Origin of the sequence: Pseudomonas sp. RIT-562, assembly GCF_026241895.1 — a bacterium.
GTDB lineage: Bacteria > Pseudomonadota > Gammaproteobacteria > Pseudomonadales > Pseudomonadaceae > Aquipseudomonas > Aquipseudomonas mandelii_F.
This window is the reverse complement of record NZ_JAPJIV010000007.1, coordinates 45,325-61,345: the sequence shown is the minus strand read 5'-3', so window position 1 is coordinate 61,345 and position 16,021 is coordinate 45,325. Positions and strand designations below refer to the sequence as shown.

The window sequence follows — 16,021 nt, the reverse complement described above, 5'->3', positions numbered from 1 at the left end:
GCTATTCATGGCCGTTGCCATCGACCAACCGGTTGCCGACTTCGAAGCGCCCGCCACCAGCGGGCAGACCGTCAGCCTCGCGAGTCTCAAGGGCAAGCAGGTGGTGATCTACTTCTACCCGAAGGACAGCACGCCGGGCTGCACCACCCAGGGCCAGGGCTTTCGCGATCAGCTCGAGGCGTTCAAGGCGGCTAATACCGAGGTGTTCGGCGTGTCCCGCGACAGCCTCAAGTCCCATGAGAACTTCAAGGCCAAGCAGGCTTTCAACTTCGAGCTGATCAGCGACAAGGAAGAAGCGCTGTGCCAGCTGTTTGATGTGATCAAGCTGAAGAAGCTGTATGGCAAGGAGTACATGGGGGTGGATCGCAGCACTTTCCTGATCGATAAGGATGGGGTGCTGCGCCAGGAGTGGCGCGGGGTGAAGGTGCCGGGGCATGTGGATGCGGTGTTGGCGGCGGCTCAGGCCCTCAACAAAGCCTGATTCATCGGGCGTCTGCTCCGGCGCCATCGCGGGCAAGCCTTGCTCCCACAGAGGCTCGTGCATAGGGCCAATGTAGGAGTGAGCCTGCTCGCGATGAGGCCATCAGCTCCACCGAAGATTCTTAAAGCAACGGCGCCACCACCGGCTCCTTGCGCGGCCACGCATCCAGCACGGCCTTGAACAGCGTCGCCAGGGGGATCGCAAAGAACACCCCCCAGAAGCCCCACAACCCGCCAAACAACAGCACCGCGCAGATGATCGCCACCGGATGCAGGTTCACCGCCTCCGAGAACAGCAGCGGTACCAGCACGTTGCCGTCCAGCACCTGGATGATTCCGTAGACTGCCATCAGGTAAATAAACTGATCGCTCCAGCCCCACTGGAACAGCGCAATCAGCAATACCGGCACGGTTACCACCACAGCGCCGACATAGGGCACGACCACCGAGATGCCCACCAGTAACGCCAGCAGCGCTGCGTAGTTGAGCCCCAGCACCACGAAGCCGATGTAGGTCGCACCGCCGCAAATGAAGATTTCGATGACCTTGCCGCGGATGTAGTTGGCAATCTGCCGGTTCATTTCATGCGCGACGCGAGTGATCAGCGCCCGCTCCCGAGGCAGGTAGCCGCGAACCCATTCGCCGATCATCTCCCGGTCCTTGAGGAAAAAGAACACCAGGATCGGCACCAGGACCAGGTAGATCATGATGTTCACCAGCAGGGGCAGGCTCGACAGCGAGAAGGTCAGAGCCCACTGGCCGAAATTACCGATTTCACCGCGAGCCACTTCAATGGCCCGCAATACCTGCTCGTCCGACACCAGATGCGGGTAGCGCTCCGGCAGCAGCAACAGCAGTGACTGCCATTTGGCGAGCATGCCGGGCAGCTCGTTGAACAGGGTGATGAATTGATGCCACAGTAACGGCACAACGACCACGATAAACACCAGCAGCACGCCCATGAACAGCGCAAACACCAGGCCCACTGCAGCGCCGCCGGGCACTCGCAGGCGTTCGAGTGTCACCACCAAGCCCTGCATCAGATAAGCCAGGACCATGCCCGCCAGCACCGGAGCGAGCATTCCGCCCAGGGTCAGGACCGCGGTAAATGCCAGGAACAGCAGCACCGCCAGCACCACGGCTTCTTCGTCGGAGAAATAGCGCTGAATCCAGTCGCGTAACACCTTGAACATCAAAAATCCTTAGGAATAGGCCCTGCGCAATTCAGGCTTTTTTCAACCAATAGCGGTACACGCCTGCTTCGTCTTCTTCGCGCAGCAGCGTATGACCAGCCAATCGGGCAAAGGTGCGAAAGTCGCGCTGCGAGCCCGCATCGGTGGCGATTACCTTGAGCACTGCGCCGCTGGCCAGGCGATTGAGTTCGAGCTTGGCCTTGAGCAGCGGCAACGGGCAATTCAGGCCGCTGGCGTCCAGCTCGGCATCATGGGCTACAGCGTCAGTCATTGCATCACTCCGGGTCTGGCAGTTGAGTGGCTTAGAATATCTGGTCCGAAGGCAAGTGTCCGGCTACAGTAAGGTCTTTGTCGACTAAGGCTCTGTGCATGACCTTTCTGCGCCCTACCCTGCTGACGCTCGCTTGCCTGCTCGCCTCACCGGGCTTCGCCGACGACCTGCCGTCACTCGGCGACGCCAGTTCAGCCATTGTCTCACCGCAACAGGAATACCAGCTCGGCCGCGCCTGGCTGGCCCTGCTGCGCAGCCAGGTCTCGCAACTCAACGATCCACAGCTCAAGGATTACGTCGAATCCAGCGTTTATCGCCTGGTGGAAACCAGCCAGGTAAATGACCGACGCCTGGAGTTCATCCTCATCAACAGCCCGCAACTCAACGCCTTTGCGGCGCCGGGGGGGATTGTCGGGGTCAACGGCGGCCTGTTCCTCAATGCCCAGACCGAAGGCGAATACGCCTCGGTGCTCGCCCACGAATTGGCTCACTTATCGCAGCGCCATTTTGCCCGTGGCGTTGAAGCGCAACAGCGCATGCAGGTGCCAATGATGGCCGCGCTGCTGGCCGGCATCGTCATCGCTGCAGCCGGTGCGGGGGATGCGGGGATTGCTGCGATCGCCGGTACACAAGCGGCGGCGATTCAGGAACAGCGGCGTTTTTCGCGCCAGAACGAACAGGAAGCCGACCGCATCGGCATCCTCAATCTGGAAAAAGCCGGCTACGACCCACGCTCGATGCCCAGCATGTTCGAGCGACTGGGGCGCCAGTACCGCTTCGATGCCAAGCCTCCGGAATTTCTCCTGACTCACCCGGTGACTGAATCACGGATCGCCGATACCCGTAACCGCGCCGAGCAAGCCAAAAAAGGTGGCATCGAAGACACGCTGCGGTACCAGCTGATTCGTGCCCGCGTGCAATTGGTCTACGAAGAAACCCCAGGCCTGGGTGCCAAGCGCTTTCGTGCCCAGCTTGACGAAAACCCCAACAGTGACGTGGCTCGCTATGGCCTGGCGATCGCCCAGATCAAGGGTGGTCAGTTGAACGAGGCGCGGGAGAACCTCAAGCTGCTGCTGGCCAAGTCGCCGAACGAGATCATCTACAACCTCGCGCAAGTGGACCTGGACATCACCAACAATCGCCTGGCGGATGCCCAGACCCGGGTTGACCGGATGCTCACGCAGTATCCCGGCAACTACCCGCTGAACCAGGTGCGGGTTGACCTGCTGCTGAAACAGAACCGTGCCGCCGATGCCGAGAAGGCCCTGGAAGGCTTGCTGAAATCGCGCCCGGACGATCCGGACGTCTGGTATCAGGTGGCCGAAACCCGCGGCCTGTCGGGCAACATCATTGGCCTGCACCAGGCGCGAGCCGAGTACTTCGCGCTGGTTGGCGATTATCGTCAAGCCATCCAGCAGCTCGACTTTGCCAAGCGCAAGGCCGGCAGCAACTTCCCGCTGTCTTCGCGAATCGACGCGCGCCAGCGTGAGTTGATGGAGCAGGAACGCATGGTCAAGGACATGATGGGCTAAGCAGCCCGTAGCAGCCCGTAGCAGCTGTCGAGCCTGCGAGGCTGCGTTCGGGGGCGCAGCACCCGCAAGATTTCCGTCGCAACACAAATCGAACGCAGCCTCGCGGAGCTCGGCAGCTGCTACAGAAGGCGCAGCACCCGCAAGATTTCCGTCGCGGCATAAATCGAACGCAGCCTCGCGGAGCTCGGCAGCTGCTACAGACGAAAAAAAACCGCCTCTCTCGAGGCGGTTTTTTATTCAGCCAGCAACCGGTTTATTCAGCCAGTTTGAAGGTGATGAAGCTCGCGCGGCCCTGACGCAGGACTCGCATCGACACCGAGCGGTTCTTCGGCAGCGCCTTGGCGATCTCGGTGAACTCTTTAGTGGAACCAATCGCCTGATTGTTCAGGTGAGTGATCACATCATTAGGCTGCAGGCCAATCATCGAAGCAGGACCGTCCTGGACTTCCTTGATGATCACGCCACCCTTGAGGTCATAGGTTTTCTTCTGCTCGGCAGTCAGCTCGGCCACGGACACACCCAGGCGATTGCTGCTGCGCTCGACTCCGGATTTGGCCAGGGTTTCCAGCTCCTTGCCTTCTTCCGGGATCGCGCCAACGGTGAGCTCCACATTCTGGCGCTTGCCGTCGCGAATCACTTCAAGGTTGGCCTTGGAGCCTGCTTTCAGCGCGCCCACCAGGTGTGGCAGGTCCGCAGACATGACGATCGGCTGACCGTTCATGGTCAGGATCACGTCGCCGACACGCAGGTCACCCTTGGCTGCAGGGCCGTCATCCTGGATCTGCGCGACCAGTGCACCGGCCGGCTTGTCCAGGCCAAACGACTCGGCCAGGTCCTTGTTCACTTCCTGGATCACCACGCCGAGCCAACCGCGACTGACTTTGCCACCGCTTTTCAGCTGGTTGGAAACGTCCATGGCCACATCGATCGGAATAGCGAACGAGACACCCATGAACCCTCCGGAACGGGTGTAGATCTGTGAGTTGATCCCCACCACTTCACCATTCAGGTTGAACAGTGGACCACCGGAGTTACCCGGGTTGATCGGCACGTCGGTCTGGATAAATGGCACATAGTTTTCGTTCGGCAGGCTGCGACCAATGGCGCTGACGATGCCTTGGGTCACGGTGTGGTCAAAGCCGAACGGCGAGCCGATGGCCACGACCCATTGGCCGGCCTTCAGGTCCTGGGATTTACCCAGCTTGAGCACGGGCAGGTCCTTGCCTTCGATTTTCAGCAGGGCCACGTCGGAACGTGGATCGGTGCCGATCAGCTTGGCTTTGAGTTCACTGCGGTCGGCGAGACGGACGAGGATTTCGTCGGCATCGGCGATCACGTGGTTGTTGGTGAGGATGTAGCCGTCAGACGAGATGATGAACCCCGAACCCAGGGACTGCGCCTGCTGGCGATCACCCCGTGGCGAGCGCGGGCTGCGCGGCTGCGGCATGCCGCGTTCGAAGAACTCGCGCAGCATCGGCGGCAGGCCTTCGAGGTCGGGCATGTCCTGTTCGGACACTTTACGGTCCGGCAGTTTTTGCGTGGTGCTGATGTTGACCACAGCAGGCGAGGCTTGCTCGACCAACTGGGTGAAATCAGGCAACTCGACCGCCTGGACAGCGACCGCCTGCCCGAGCACCAGCACAGTGGCAAAAATGGAAAGGTAAGACTTCAAGCGTGGTATCGACATACGGCTCCCGTTACGACGAGCATGGTTAAGCGATATGGAGCAAGGAACACCGGGAAAGATACGCCGGTATTTTTGTTCCGGGAACAACAAACAAGGCCAGAGCCGAGAGGCTGTGACCTATAAAAAATTCTGGGTTTTTTTGCAAATTGAAATGCTCACCAAACATTTCGATATCGACTCACTACTTGGCTGCAGTGGCATCGGTGCGCATGGACAGCGCGATTCGCTCTGCGGTGCCGATCGGAATTTCTCCAACGACCGTTACCATGATTTCGCCTTGAGGGGTGGTCAAGCGCCGCGAAACCGCAACGGTAGGGCCCAGCTGGGTGCGGGTATCGGTCACGGCTGCGCCGTTCAGGGGTTCGAGGAATACGGAGAATCGAGCAAGACCATCGTCATACATCAGGCTACTGACCTGAGACTTGGTCTGAGGATCCTTGCGCGCGGAACTGCTGGCCAGTTCAAAACCAGGCGGCAGCCAATCCGAATGCCAGGACTGCGCAACGTTCGCTGCCGAAGCCTTGTCGTTATCCACGGCAACGACTTTACAGTCGGCGCCTGGCTGCAGATCACGCTCGGAAGGTTCTTCGGAAGTATTGAGCTGGGTGAACTGGAAACGCTCCAGCAACTGGCCCTTGTCATTTAACAACAATGATTTGAGCGGCAGGCCGGTTTCCTTGTCCAGATGCAGCTCGAAGCCATATCGATGCTGATCCCGTGGCGTCAGGGCGACAATTACCGCTGGACGCCCAGCCACACGCGATTTGCCGATGACGGCAATTTCATACCAATTCTTGAGCTTTTGTGGATCAAGTGCACGAGCAGCAGACTTGGAGGATTCTCCAAGCCCTGCAATCAGGGTGCCGCTGACGCATTGAGTATGCCCATCAACGCGTACGACTTCCTGAGCCGAGCCGTCGAGCTGGAGTAAACGCTCGCGGACCTTGCCATCCTGGACACGGTGCCAGATGTTGTGGGTAGAAAAACTACCGTTACGCTCGTAGACAAAAGTACCGTTAAAGCTTTGCGTCTGCTCGGCATGGCCCAGCCGGGTCAACCAGTCCTGGGCTTCGTCCGCGTGGGCTGGAACAACGAACCAGCCACTAAGCAGAAGCGAAAGTAGAGGTATGGCGCGCATGATCCTCCTTAACGGTTTTCCAGGCTTGCTGCACGAGCGTATGGCAGTGCACTTTCAGTACCTTTCATTGCAGCTTCCTGGGCATGCTGGCGCAGATAGGTAGGCAGACGCTGACCATGCCAGCCTGGCTGACCTTGCAACACGCCATTAGCCATAGGGCCAGTAGCTTCCGAGCTCTCGCTGTAGCCAGCCAATACTGCTGGACCCTTGACCTGAGGAACGGCCAGACCCGGCTGATTGGACTGCTGTGCCAGTTCGACACCAGCGATTTCGTCCTGGTTGTACAGGCGAACACCCGCCAGTACGGCGACGGTCACGGACGCAGCTACAGCCAGGCGACCAAGGCTGCGCCATGGACCACGGGTGGCTTTTGCCGGTACGGTTTCGTCAGCCAGGGCTGCCGAGACGGCCGCCGCAATATCCAGGCGTGGAAGCAGCAGGTCCTTGTGCATGACTGCCCGAGCGATTTGATAACGAGCCCAGGTTTCACGGGTTTCAACATCGTCGAAGGCATTTAATACCCGACGCAATTCCAGTTCGTCCGCTTCGTTATCCATCACTGCGGACAGCGATTCCTGCAGGGCTTCACGACTCATGGCGTTCCTCTCTTGGCTGTCGCCGCTGTCTTTAGTTTTCCTGCAACAACGGCTGCAGGGCTTTATCGATGGCTTCCCGAGCGCGGAAGATCCGGGAGCGCACGGTACCCACCGGACATTGCATGACTGCTGCAATGTCCTCGTAACTCAGACCATCAAATTCACGTAAAGTTAAGGCCGTACGCAAATCTTCTGGAAGTTGCTGGATGGTCCGATGGACGGTGCCTTCGATCTCATCCCGCAGCAATGCGCGTTCTGGGGACTCGAGATCCTTGAGGCCATGATCGCCATCGTAGAACTCTGCATCTTCGGAACTGACATCGCTATCCGGCGGCCGACGGCCGCGTGAAACCAGATAGTTCTTCGCCGTGTTGATGGCGATGCGGTAAAGCCACGTGTAAAACGCGCTGTCTCCGCGAAAATTACCAAGTGCACGGTACGCCTTGATAAAGGCTTCCTGTGCCACATCCTGGGCTTCATGGGTGTCGTGCACGAACCGCACGATCAACCCGAGAATTTTGTGCTGATATTTCAGCACTAACAGATCGAAAGCTCGCTTGTCGCCGCGTTGAACGCGCTCAACCAGCTGCTGATCCTCTTCCTGGGTTAGCATGAACACTCCTCGATAAGCTCGAAGGAGGCTTGCATAACTAAACGACCAGACTTGCAAACATAGACTCGGGCTTTTCGCAAAAGTTCTCCCCCTCCAAGCAAGTTTCCTGCGGGCTCTGATTTGGCACGCACGAAAAGCGCAGCGCGGGTCAACCCGGCTGCGCGAATAATCTTGTCGCCGGATTCACGTGGCAGGCCTGTGAAACACAAATCCTGCACTGAAGCCGACACTGTCCCTTGATTCGGGCAACGGTCTATTGATCTTGGCACTTTGGCAAAAGTTCCAATTATTTACAGCCTTGCACCCGCAACAATGGGCAATTGTGTACAGAAAACGACTGTTAAATCCACGATACAGTCGCCCTGTCGCCGAACCGGTGAAAAAAACATCCGACGAAGCGTCTGATTTTTCCTGTCACGGTAGTTTCACAATGCCATGCCACCTCGGCTATTGTGCCGCTCCCCCCCTCTATATACTAGTGGGCTGTGTGGCTGCCTCGACTCGCCGTTGCGGAGTCTTGCGCCAACCCCGACTCGGGTCGCTTTGTGCGGAATTCTGAAATGAGCCAACAGTTTCAACACGATGTTCTGGTAATTGGCAGCGGCGCTGCAGGCTTGAGCCTGGCGCTGACCTTGCCGGGTCATCTGCGCATTGCCGTTCTGAGCAAGGGCGACCTCGCCAACGGCTCGACATTCTGGGCCCAGGGTGGCGTCGCGGCGGTCCTGGATGATACCGATACTGTCGAATCCCACGTCGACGACACGCTGAATGCCGGTGGCGGCCTGTGCCACGAAGATGCCGTGCGTTTTACCGTCGAACACAGCAAGGAAGCCATCCAATGGCTGATCGACCAGGGCGTGCCCTTCACCCGGGATGAGCAGTCCGGCACCGAAGATGGCGGATTCGAATTCCATTTGACCCGCGAAGGCGGCCACAGCCATCGGCGCATCATCCATGCCGCTGATGCAACCGGCGCGGCGATTTTCCGCACCCTGCTCGCCCAGGCCAAGCAACGGCCGAATATCGAACTGCTGGAACAGCGGGTGGCGGTCGACCTGATCACCGAAAAACGCCTGGGCCTGGCCGGCGACCGCTGCCTGGGTGCCTACGTACTCAACCGCGGCACCGGGGAAGTCGACACCTACGGCGCGCGTTTCGTGATCCTCGCATCGGGCGGAGCCGCCAAGGTTTACCTCTATACCAGCAACCCCGATGGCGCCTGCGGCGACGGAATTGCCATGGCCTGGCGTTCAGGCTGCCGGGTGGCCAACCTGGAGTTTAACCAGTTCCACCCGACTTGCCTGTATCACCCCCAGGCCAAGAGCTTCCTGGTGACCGAAGCCCTGCGCGGTGAAGGTGCGCACCTGAAACTGCCCAATGGCGAACGGTTCATGCAGCGCTTCGACCCGCGTGCCGAACTGGCGCCCCGGGACATCGTGGCACGGGCCATCGACCATGAAATGAAGCGCCTGGGGGTGGACTGCGTCTACCTGGACATCAGCCACAAGCCGGAAGCGTTCATCAAGAGCCACTTCCCGACGGTCTACGAGCGCTGCCTCGAGTTTTCCATCGATATCACCAAACAACCGATCCCGGTCGTACCGGCTGCGCACTACACCTGCGGCGGCGTGATGGTCGACCAGCACGGTCGCACCGATGTGCCGGGCCTGTATGCCATCGGCGAAACCAGTTTCACCGGGCTGCACGGCGCCAACCGCATGGCCAGCAACTCGCTGCTGGAATGTTTTGTCTACGCGCGGTCAGCGGCGGCAGACATTCTCGAACAGCTGCCTGCGGTAGCCATCCCGATCGACCTGCCGGTCTGGGATGCCAGCCAGGTCACCGATTCGGACGAGGACGTGATCATTGCGCACAACTGGGATGAACTGCGGCGGTTCATGTGGGACTACGTAGGCATCGTGCGCACCAACAAGCGCCTGCAGCGGGCCCAGCACCGGGTACGCCTGCTGCTCGATGAAATCGACGAGTTCTACAGCAACTACCGAGTAAGCAGAGACTTGATTGAACTGAGGAACCTTGCTCAGGTAGCGGAACTGATGATCAGATCTGCCATGGAACGCAAGGAATCTCGGGGTCTGCACTACACGCTGGACTATCCAGAGATGCTGCCAGAGGCGAAGGATACGATCCTCACACCGGCCTTTGAGGCACGTTAGGAGACCGTAGCGTAGCACCATAAGGGCCCGTTTTGTAACAGCTTTGGCTCACATTTGTCCCATCGCTGGGGTCCTTATCGCCTGCCCATGAGGGTCTCTATGGCGCCTGTGCGGACCTGCGCGAGGGCACACGGGGGAATAGTGACGACTGTTCTTTATTAGATGGGGTCTCAGATTTTTGTGGCAAAACGCCAAGGGTCTTTACGGTGGCCTGTGCGCCCACAGCCAGAAGACCAGCCGGACAACAAGACAGACCCAGTAAAGGGCCTGTAAGTGGTCCATGAGGTTCTCCTATTGGTGGGTTATAGGTCGGTGGTGGTCATCCTTGAGGTGTTCTCCCCGGCAATCTCGACCACATAGCCGTGATCATCCTGTACGGCCTTTGGCTTAGCAGCCTCAGTGACAGCAGTGTTCATGGTCGAAGCTTTGGTCTTGAGCCACTCGTTGAGGCCCTTATGGGTGATCTTGAACAGGTGACCACCGTTCCTGGATACGACGAGATTGGAAGGCTTCAGGGTCTTGATGAATCCCGCTTGCTCGTATCGTGGATGAAGCTGGGTGTGACCTTGTGTTGTCTTGCGGGCTTTCCCTTGAGTGACCATCAAGGCCAGCAGCTTGTCAGGGTGGTCGATGTCAGCGAGGCGGCAGGCTTCACGCCAGCTATAACCCACTGTGCGCCCCTTATGAACGTGCTCATCGTAGACCGGGGCCATGGCGTCAACTCGACTCTGTAGATCCTTGAGGGTCTCAGTGATGGCCTGAGCGGCAAAGGCTGGATTAGCCGCCTGTTCCAGTTCGATCCAACGACCCACCACGTTGTGACGGAGGCCAGTGTCGTAGCCGGTGATCAACGTGAATGTCAGGTGCTTGTCGAGGACCAGCATGGGCTTTTCCCGACTACGACCATCGGTGTAGACCGTTTCAATGGCCTCAGATTTGAGGGCATTAACTTGAGAGACAACAGCTCTGGCATCTCGGAGAACGTTGTCATGACGCTTGCCAGTCAGCTCAGCGATTTCAACGGTGGTCATAGTTACGGTGTTGGACATATTCATTTCATGATTTCCTTTTGTTTGCTCTCTGAGTTCGCTCCCACGGACCAGCACACAGACCCCATGACGGGCTCTGATCGGTGGCGCAGAGAGCAAACAGAAAGACTGTGTTTGATGTAGACGCCCAGCGACGGGCAAGAGGGTGAAGCGAGTCCCTGCCGATCCCACATTGGGTCGGCCTTACGGGTCTCTTATAGCCGTCTATCAGTCAGGCCCTAAAGCCCAACCGCTTGATCTCGTTGCGTGCCATATAGGCGCCGCTGAGAGCCTTGGAGCCCTCCCATGAGTGCCCCTCAAGGAGGTTCATCAGAAGGGACTTCAAGTGATTCCGTTGACGGACTGTCATAGTCAGGCAGTCAGCTTCACGTTGGTGATCATCGGGAACGCCACCGTCTCAGTCTGAAGACCATCAGTGGTCAGCTTTACCTTGACCTTGCCGTTAGCCACGATGTCCACGCGAGCCATGATCTCAATGTCCCATGCTTGGGAACCTGCGTTACGGGTCGCTTGGATCTTCCACACGTCACCGTTGCGACCTTCACGGTAGCTCAGAGAGGTGAACATCTTTGGCAGCAGGAACAGACCGTAGTCAGTGCCAGTGTAAGGCTGCACAGAGGCGCCAATGAGGGCTTCGATATCCTCTACACCTGCACGCTGAGCAGCACGTTCAAGGACGGCCACCAGAGACACAGGCAGTAAGACCACGAAGTCAGCCAGCGAGACGCCAACGGTCTGGTTAACGTGCATCGTCAAGATGTCGATGAGGTCCTCAGCGATGGCCGCTGGTTTGCCGGTTGGCTTGGCCTCAGAGAATGTCTCAGTGCTTGGAGCAGTCGAGAGGATGCCTGCGATCTTGCCAGCGGCAGCGAACTCGATGTCACGCATTGCCTTATCAGCGGTCTGCATCAGTGCGCCTTCGGTGAAGCCTGCAATCAAGGTGTGATCGAGGATCGAGACACGATGGCTGATCATCAGAGCGGTATCAGTCGGCTCAGTGAAGATCACAGACCCAGCCAGGACTTCGCCCTTCGCGATGATCTCGTTATCCCAGTTCTTGCGAGGATCGAAGGTGACGGAGCGATCAGCAAGGGTAAAGATCTGTTGACCAGTGGCCTCAGAGTCAGCCGGACGGAACTCGCAAGGGGTTCTCTCAGCAGCTTCCTCACGCCACTCATCGCTGTTCAGGTAGCCCTCAACGGTGCTCACAAAAGCAGTCACATAGGTGCCCGCATCGGTGCCCGCAAGAGTCTCAGAGCGAACGTCAGCCACATTGAAGTGGATAGACCCACCGATATGGTCAGAGCCATCGTCACGGACGGTTACGCGGGAGGTGGTCGGTACTTCGTATTGGTTATGCAGTTTCATAGTTTGGTTCTCCTGAATTAGATGAATGGAGTGGAGTGATGGGGTCTTACCAGCCGGAGGACTTACGGGCAGCCATGATCTTGGCACCGTGCTCACGGATGGCAGCGGCTCGGTCTTCGCGTTGGCGCTTCGCATCGGCGATCTCACGTGGAGTGTCGATACGGCATCGCTCAGCGTTCGCGTTGGCTTCACGTTGGGCTTGCTCACGAGTCACTTCCTGTTGCCGTTTGGTCATGAAGTAGACCTGAGCGTCCTCTTGGATTGCCTTGAGGGACAGACCAGCTTCATCAAAGGCTTTGATAACGCCGAACTTAGCGGCGTTGTTGCGACCACATTGGGCCATCAGCAAGGGCAGCATTACGTCCTCGACATACTCACGGCTAAAAGGTTGACCAGAGACAGTGACTTCATTCTTCAGGACTTCGGTGATAGTGATTTTCATTGGGTTGGATCTCCTGTGAGGTGACCCTTTGATCGACCTTGGCGCCATAGACGCGCACGACAAGACGGCAAGGAGGGAGCCGCATGGGCATCTTCCAAGGTCGATCAAAAGGTTCTTGGTTTGGGTTTTGTGGCTGATGCTGATCACAGGACATGGCAAGCCTGAGAGGCATCTTTAAGGACAACCGTGGCGACGGTCGCTGTGAGCTGGCGAGCAGCTAACGGGTGTGGCGATGTAGCAAGGAGAGAATCTTTTTATTGGTTTGTGTGTCTCTCACAATAGTGAGGGGTTTTAAAGGTCACTTGACGGGCACCTTAAAGCCTGATCGAAATTGGCTCCTTGCCAGCCATCGGGATGTTCAGAGACGACTTGGCGAGCGCCTGGAGGTTGACCCCAAGGGAGACCAGTTCGGAGACCCTCAAGGCGGTCTTTGCGGAGCACTTCAAGGATGCTTCTCGAACCAGAGCGTCAATATCGAAGGAGACCATTCCGTTCTCATAGATTCTGTAGGCAGCTTTGCGGTTATTCAGAAGGTCTCGAAGGATGATCAGTTGTGGACGTGAAGCTGGTGGGAAGACCCGAGACAAGGTGATCAGGTCGTCTCCAGTGAGCGTTTCGTTTGCCAGATAGCCGGTCATGTGAGTTCTCCTTAAAGATGTCTTGAGAGATTCCTTTTGAGATGAGGGTTGTAATTAACAATTACCCTCTCCCTTTGAACTGGTCGATAAGCCTCAATGAGAAACTTGAAGTGGCCCTTTTATATATATAGGCAGTTTCGAGGGCCCACAGTGGCTATGGTCTCCAGCCATGTGTTGGTAGCAGTTTCGGAACCTTGACCTCAATCACCGCTGCCAATGCCGATCCAGTCACCAATATAGGACTGCCGACTCATCAGGTCGCCGCGCCAGCCATACCACGGATGCACAGCCACCTTGGTGGGCAACGTCTTCCCTTGTCGGGTCACACGGATTAAGCCAGCGCGGGTCAAGTCTCCGATCTCCCGCTTGGTCCCGATGTCGGCCAGCTTGCCAAACCAAATGTTCCGGCCAGCCAATCCAAGGAGGATCTGTCGGAATACCTTAACGGCGCCCGCTGTGATCTCTCCCGTTTCGAGTAGGTCCAGCAGCTTGTCAGCTTCGACGGTCAGGTTGTTGATCCACTGGTCGTGAACAGAAAGGCTCTCAAGGAGTTCCTCAGAGGTGCGGGCAGCGATTGGGAACCGGCATTGCGTGCCCACATCGGTGGTGATGGTGTGCTTCTTTATGGTGACCTTTTGGCTCTCAAGGATTTCACCTGTACGGATGTCGAACGTCAGTCCATGCCCCGTCCGGGTGTCGAGGGTGGTCTTGATTATGTTTTGAACGGTAGTCATTGGCTGGCCTCCTATTGCCTGATCGACAAGCTGGGTGCCTGTCGCAATAGTGAGGGTTTTTAAGTCACCGCCGTGTAACCTCTGGGTTCAAACAGCCGCGTCTCTCCTTGAATTCTCCAAGGCCAGGACCCAGCGAGCGCCCTGCTTTTCACGTACAGACGCGCCACGGAGCGCCTTGAGCTCATCCATGAGCCCCATTGCAATCGGGTTGGTGGACTGCTCAGCATCATACTTGCCGGTCTTGCGGATGGTCGGAAGGACTTCCTCGGTGACCCACTTACGGAAGGGCTCAGATTGTGGGGCACTGCCACGCATTAGGATCTGATAAACATCAGCCTCCACGAAGAGCATGGTGGAGTCTTGAAGGGCCTTTCTGTTTCCTGCAATGCTTTCCTGCAAGTCTCTACTTTCGGTATAGGCATCGACGATAGCGCTAACCGTTAGGAACTTACGCCCTGCATTTACCTTGAGGTGCCTGTACTTCGTGGCACTCATGTGCGGGTTCTTCAAGCCAGCCGCTCGGGCCACTTGAGTAGCCACAAACAACAGGTCGTGCTCAGGGTGGCCCACCAGAACGTCCAGCTCGATACCCATGAAATTGCGCTTTTCAAAGTAGGTCCACCGACAAGCGGCAGACCCTTCACCCATCAGAGCAGGGCTGTCTTCAGCGCCTCAGCCATTCTTGTAACCTCTACCCCACTGCCAGCCCCGTACAGGTCATAGCTGATTGACCCCGAAGCGTGACCCAAGATGGACTCAGCGGTGCCCACTGGGACCTCAGCGGCCTTCATTGCGCCTGCCAGCGAATGCCTCAAGGAATGGAAGGTCTGGGTCCGGTCTGCCTTCAAACCTAAGACATCCCGAAGGGTCCCATTGAGCAACACAGAGAACTGACCAGCGCCCAACGTGAACAACCGAGAGTCGGCCTTATCGACAAACTCAAGGAACGCCTGAAGATCAAACCCATACGCCCCATCGGTCAGCGGGACGACCCTCAAGGCGTTCTTGGTCTTGGCTGTCTTACCATCGTTTCGGTTGATGTCGATCACCCAAACACCAGCGACCTGCTTAACGTCAGCCTTGGTCAACTGCCGGAGTTCCTCAATGCGAGTCCCAGTGATAACCCCAAGGGACAGCGCCCAACGTTGCCATGCGTCCACCGGGAGAGTCTTAGCGTGGGCCATGAGGCTGTTGACCTGAACCTGAGAGAACGCCTCACGGGCACTGTCGGCCCCTTTGGTTGGCTTGAGACCCTCAGTAAGCGCCTTATTGAGATAGTCATTATTCACTGCCCATTTCATCACCGTTGACAGAGTGCCCAGAATCTTACCCACCGTCGAAGCCGTCCGACCCATCGAGAGCTTGGCCTTGAGGTTCTTCATGTCCTCCCGCGTGTGGGTCTTCAGGTCCAAGTCACCGAGGATCTCAGCGATGGTCTTACAAGAGGACTTCACGTCTCGTATGGTCCCTTTCCCCGCATGCTCCTTGTGCTCATCCAAGTAGAGCTCTGAGAGGGCCTTGAAGGTCAGCGCCTGAGACGGTAATACAGATAGGGACGGAGACAGGGCTACAGACGTGCCACAACCCTCAGCCTTGAGGTCCCTAACGATCCCTACCAGCTTTCCCGGTCTGCCCTTCATCCGATCCTGAGACGCCTCAATGATCTCCAGTGCCTTGCTCACAGCCCGTTGCTGATTGACGCTCAAGGGCATCTTAGCGCTCGCCTCACGGAGAGCCTGATGGTGCTCATCATTGATCATCTCGTAGGCGACCAGCGAGCTATCCCCGAAGGCCATCGTCAAGCTGTGCTCAGCGATGTCTATGAGGCGCTCACGGAGTTCGTCCCAAGTGGCCTCAGGGTTGTCGAAGTGGTACGCCTTGAGGGTCTGAAGGATTTCTTGGGAGATGGTCATTGCGGTGGCCTTGTCGGTCGTCCTGAGCGATAGCGTGAAGAAACCCTTAGCGGTGCCTTGAGGGCGAAGGCGAAGGTAATAGCGACCAGACCGGCGATAGTGGTACGGCTTGGCGAGGGCAGTTTGTAACAGGTTTGTCCCAGTTTGGGAGTGCTGGTTGATGGTCATCGGCTGAAACCCCTGTATCCAT

Annotated in this window: 16 protein-coding genes; 3 read left to right on the top strand and 13 right to left on the bottom strand. The window is 57.7% G+C overall.

The features are described 5' to 3' along the window. Positions 1-7 precede the first annotated feature (7 nt). The gene (locus ORL50_RS11245) at positions 8-481 is read left to right on the top strand and encodes a peroxiredoxin (protein ID WP_266014213.1); all 474 of its coding nucleotides are present in this window, start codon (positions 8-10) and stop codon (positions 479-481) included. 121 nt (positions 482-602) lie between these two features. On the opposite strand, the gene ORL50_RS11240 is transcribed toward ORL50_RS11245, so the two are convergent. Further along, entirely contained in the window at positions 603-1,673 is a 1,071-nt protein-coding gene (locus ORL50_RS11240; protein WP_266014210.1) for an AI-2E family transporter, read from the bottom strand. 31 nt (positions 1,674-1,704) lie between these two features. Continuing rightward, positions 1,705-1,944 (bottom strand): sulfurtransferase TusA family protein, encoded by a 240-nt coding sequence (locus tag ORL50_RS11235; protein ID WP_020300476.1) that lies wholly within the window; start codon positions 1,942-1,944, stop codon positions 1,705-1,707. Between the two features lie 98 nt (positions 1,945-2,042). Between ORL50_RS11235 and ORL50_RS11230 the strand changes: the two genes are divergently transcribed. Beyond that, positions 2,043-3,476, top strand: a complete 1,434-nt coding sequence (locus tag ORL50_RS11230) for a M48 family metalloprotease (protein ID WP_266014202.1) — start codon at positions 2,043-2,045, stop codon at positions 3,474-3,476. 253 nt (positions 3,477-3,729) lie between these two features. On the opposite strand, the gene ORL50_RS11225 is transcribed toward ORL50_RS11230, so the two are convergent. The 4 genes from ORL50_RS11225 to rpoE form a co-directional block, all read right to left on the bottom strand. Then, positions 3,730-5,163, bottom strand: a complete 1,434-nt coding sequence (locus ORL50_RS11225) for a DegQ family serine endoprotease (protein WP_266014199.1) — start codon at positions 5,161-5,163, stop codon at positions 3,730-3,732. A 181-nt stretch (positions 5,164-5,344) separates the two neighbouring features. Beyond that, a complete protein-coding gene (locus ORL50_RS11220; protein WP_266014197.1) occupies positions 5,345-6,301 on the bottom strand; it encodes a MucB/RseB C-terminal domain-containing protein in 957 nt (318 codons plus the stop codon). Positions 6,302-6,309: 8 nt separating this feature from the next. Beyond that, positions 6,310-6,897 carry a sigma-E factor negative regulatory protein gene (locus ORL50_RS11215; protein WP_266014194.1) on the bottom strand — a complete coding sequence of 196 codons (588 nt, stop codon included), beginning with the start codon at positions 6,895-6,897 and terminating at the stop codon, positions 6,310-6,312. 31 nt (positions 6,898-6,928) lie between these two features. Next, positions 6,929-7,510: an RNA polymerase sigma factor RpoE/AlgU gene (gene rpoE / locus ORL50_RS11210; protein ID WP_007944079.1), complete on the bottom strand. Its 582-nt coding sequence runs from the start codon at positions 7,508-7,510 to the stop codon at positions 6,929-6,931. A 560-nt stretch (positions 7,511-8,070) separates the two neighbouring features. On the opposite strand from rpoE, the gene nadB reads away from it, so the two are divergent. Continuing rightward, positions 8,071-9,687 carry an L-aspartate oxidase gene (gene nadB / locus ORL50_RS11205; protein WP_266014157.1) on the top strand — a complete coding sequence of 539 codons (1,617 nt, stop codon included), beginning with the start codon at positions 8,071-8,073 and terminating at the stop codon, positions 9,685-9,687. A 302-nt stretch (positions 9,688-9,989) separates the two neighbouring features. Here nadB and ORL50_RS11200 read toward each other — a convergent pair whose 3' ends face one another. The 7 genes from ORL50_RS11200 to ORL50_RS11170 form a co-directional block, all read right to left on the bottom strand. Beyond that, positions 9,990-10,742, bottom strand: coding sequence for a Rha family transcriptional regulator (locus ORL50_RS11200; RefSeq protein ID WP_266014153.1), 753 nt, complete (start codon positions 10,740-10,742; stop codon positions 9,990-9,992). Positions 10,743-11,087: 345 nt separating this feature from the next. Beyond that, a complete protein-coding gene (locus ORL50_RS11195) occupies positions 11,088-12,104 on the bottom strand; it encodes a hypothetical protein (protein WP_266014150.1) in 1,017 nt (338 codons plus the stop codon). 46 nt (positions 12,105-12,150) lie between these two features. Beyond that, a complete protein-coding gene (locus tag ORL50_RS11190; RefSeq protein ID WP_266014148.1) occupies positions 12,151-12,546 on the bottom strand; it encodes a hypothetical protein in 396 nt (131 codons plus the stop codon). Positions 12,547-12,860: 314 nt separating this feature from the next. Continuing rightward, entirely contained in the window at positions 12,861-13,184 is a 324-nt protein-coding gene (locus tag ORL50_RS11185; RefSeq protein ID WP_266014145.1) for a hypothetical protein, read from the bottom strand. A 200-nt stretch (positions 13,185-13,384) separates the two neighbouring features. After that, positions 13,385-13,918: a hypothetical protein gene (locus ORL50_RS11180; RefSeq protein ID WP_266014142.1), complete on the bottom strand. Its 534-nt coding sequence runs from the start codon at positions 13,916-13,918 to the stop codon at positions 13,385-13,387. 87 nt (positions 13,919-14,005) lie between these two features. Continuing rightward, positions 14,006-14,512, bottom strand: coding sequence for a BRO-N domain-containing protein (locus ORL50_RS11175; protein WP_266014140.1), 507 nt, complete (start codon positions 14,510-14,512; stop codon positions 14,006-14,008). 53 nt (positions 14,513-14,565) lie between these two features. Next, positions 14,566-15,999 carry a tyrosine-type recombinase/integrase gene (locus tag ORL50_RS11170; protein WP_323055223.1) on the bottom strand — a complete coding sequence of 478 codons (1,434 nt, stop codon included), beginning with the start codon at positions 15,997-15,999 and terminating at the stop codon, positions 14,566-14,568. Positions 16,000-16,021: the final 22 nt, after the last annotated feature.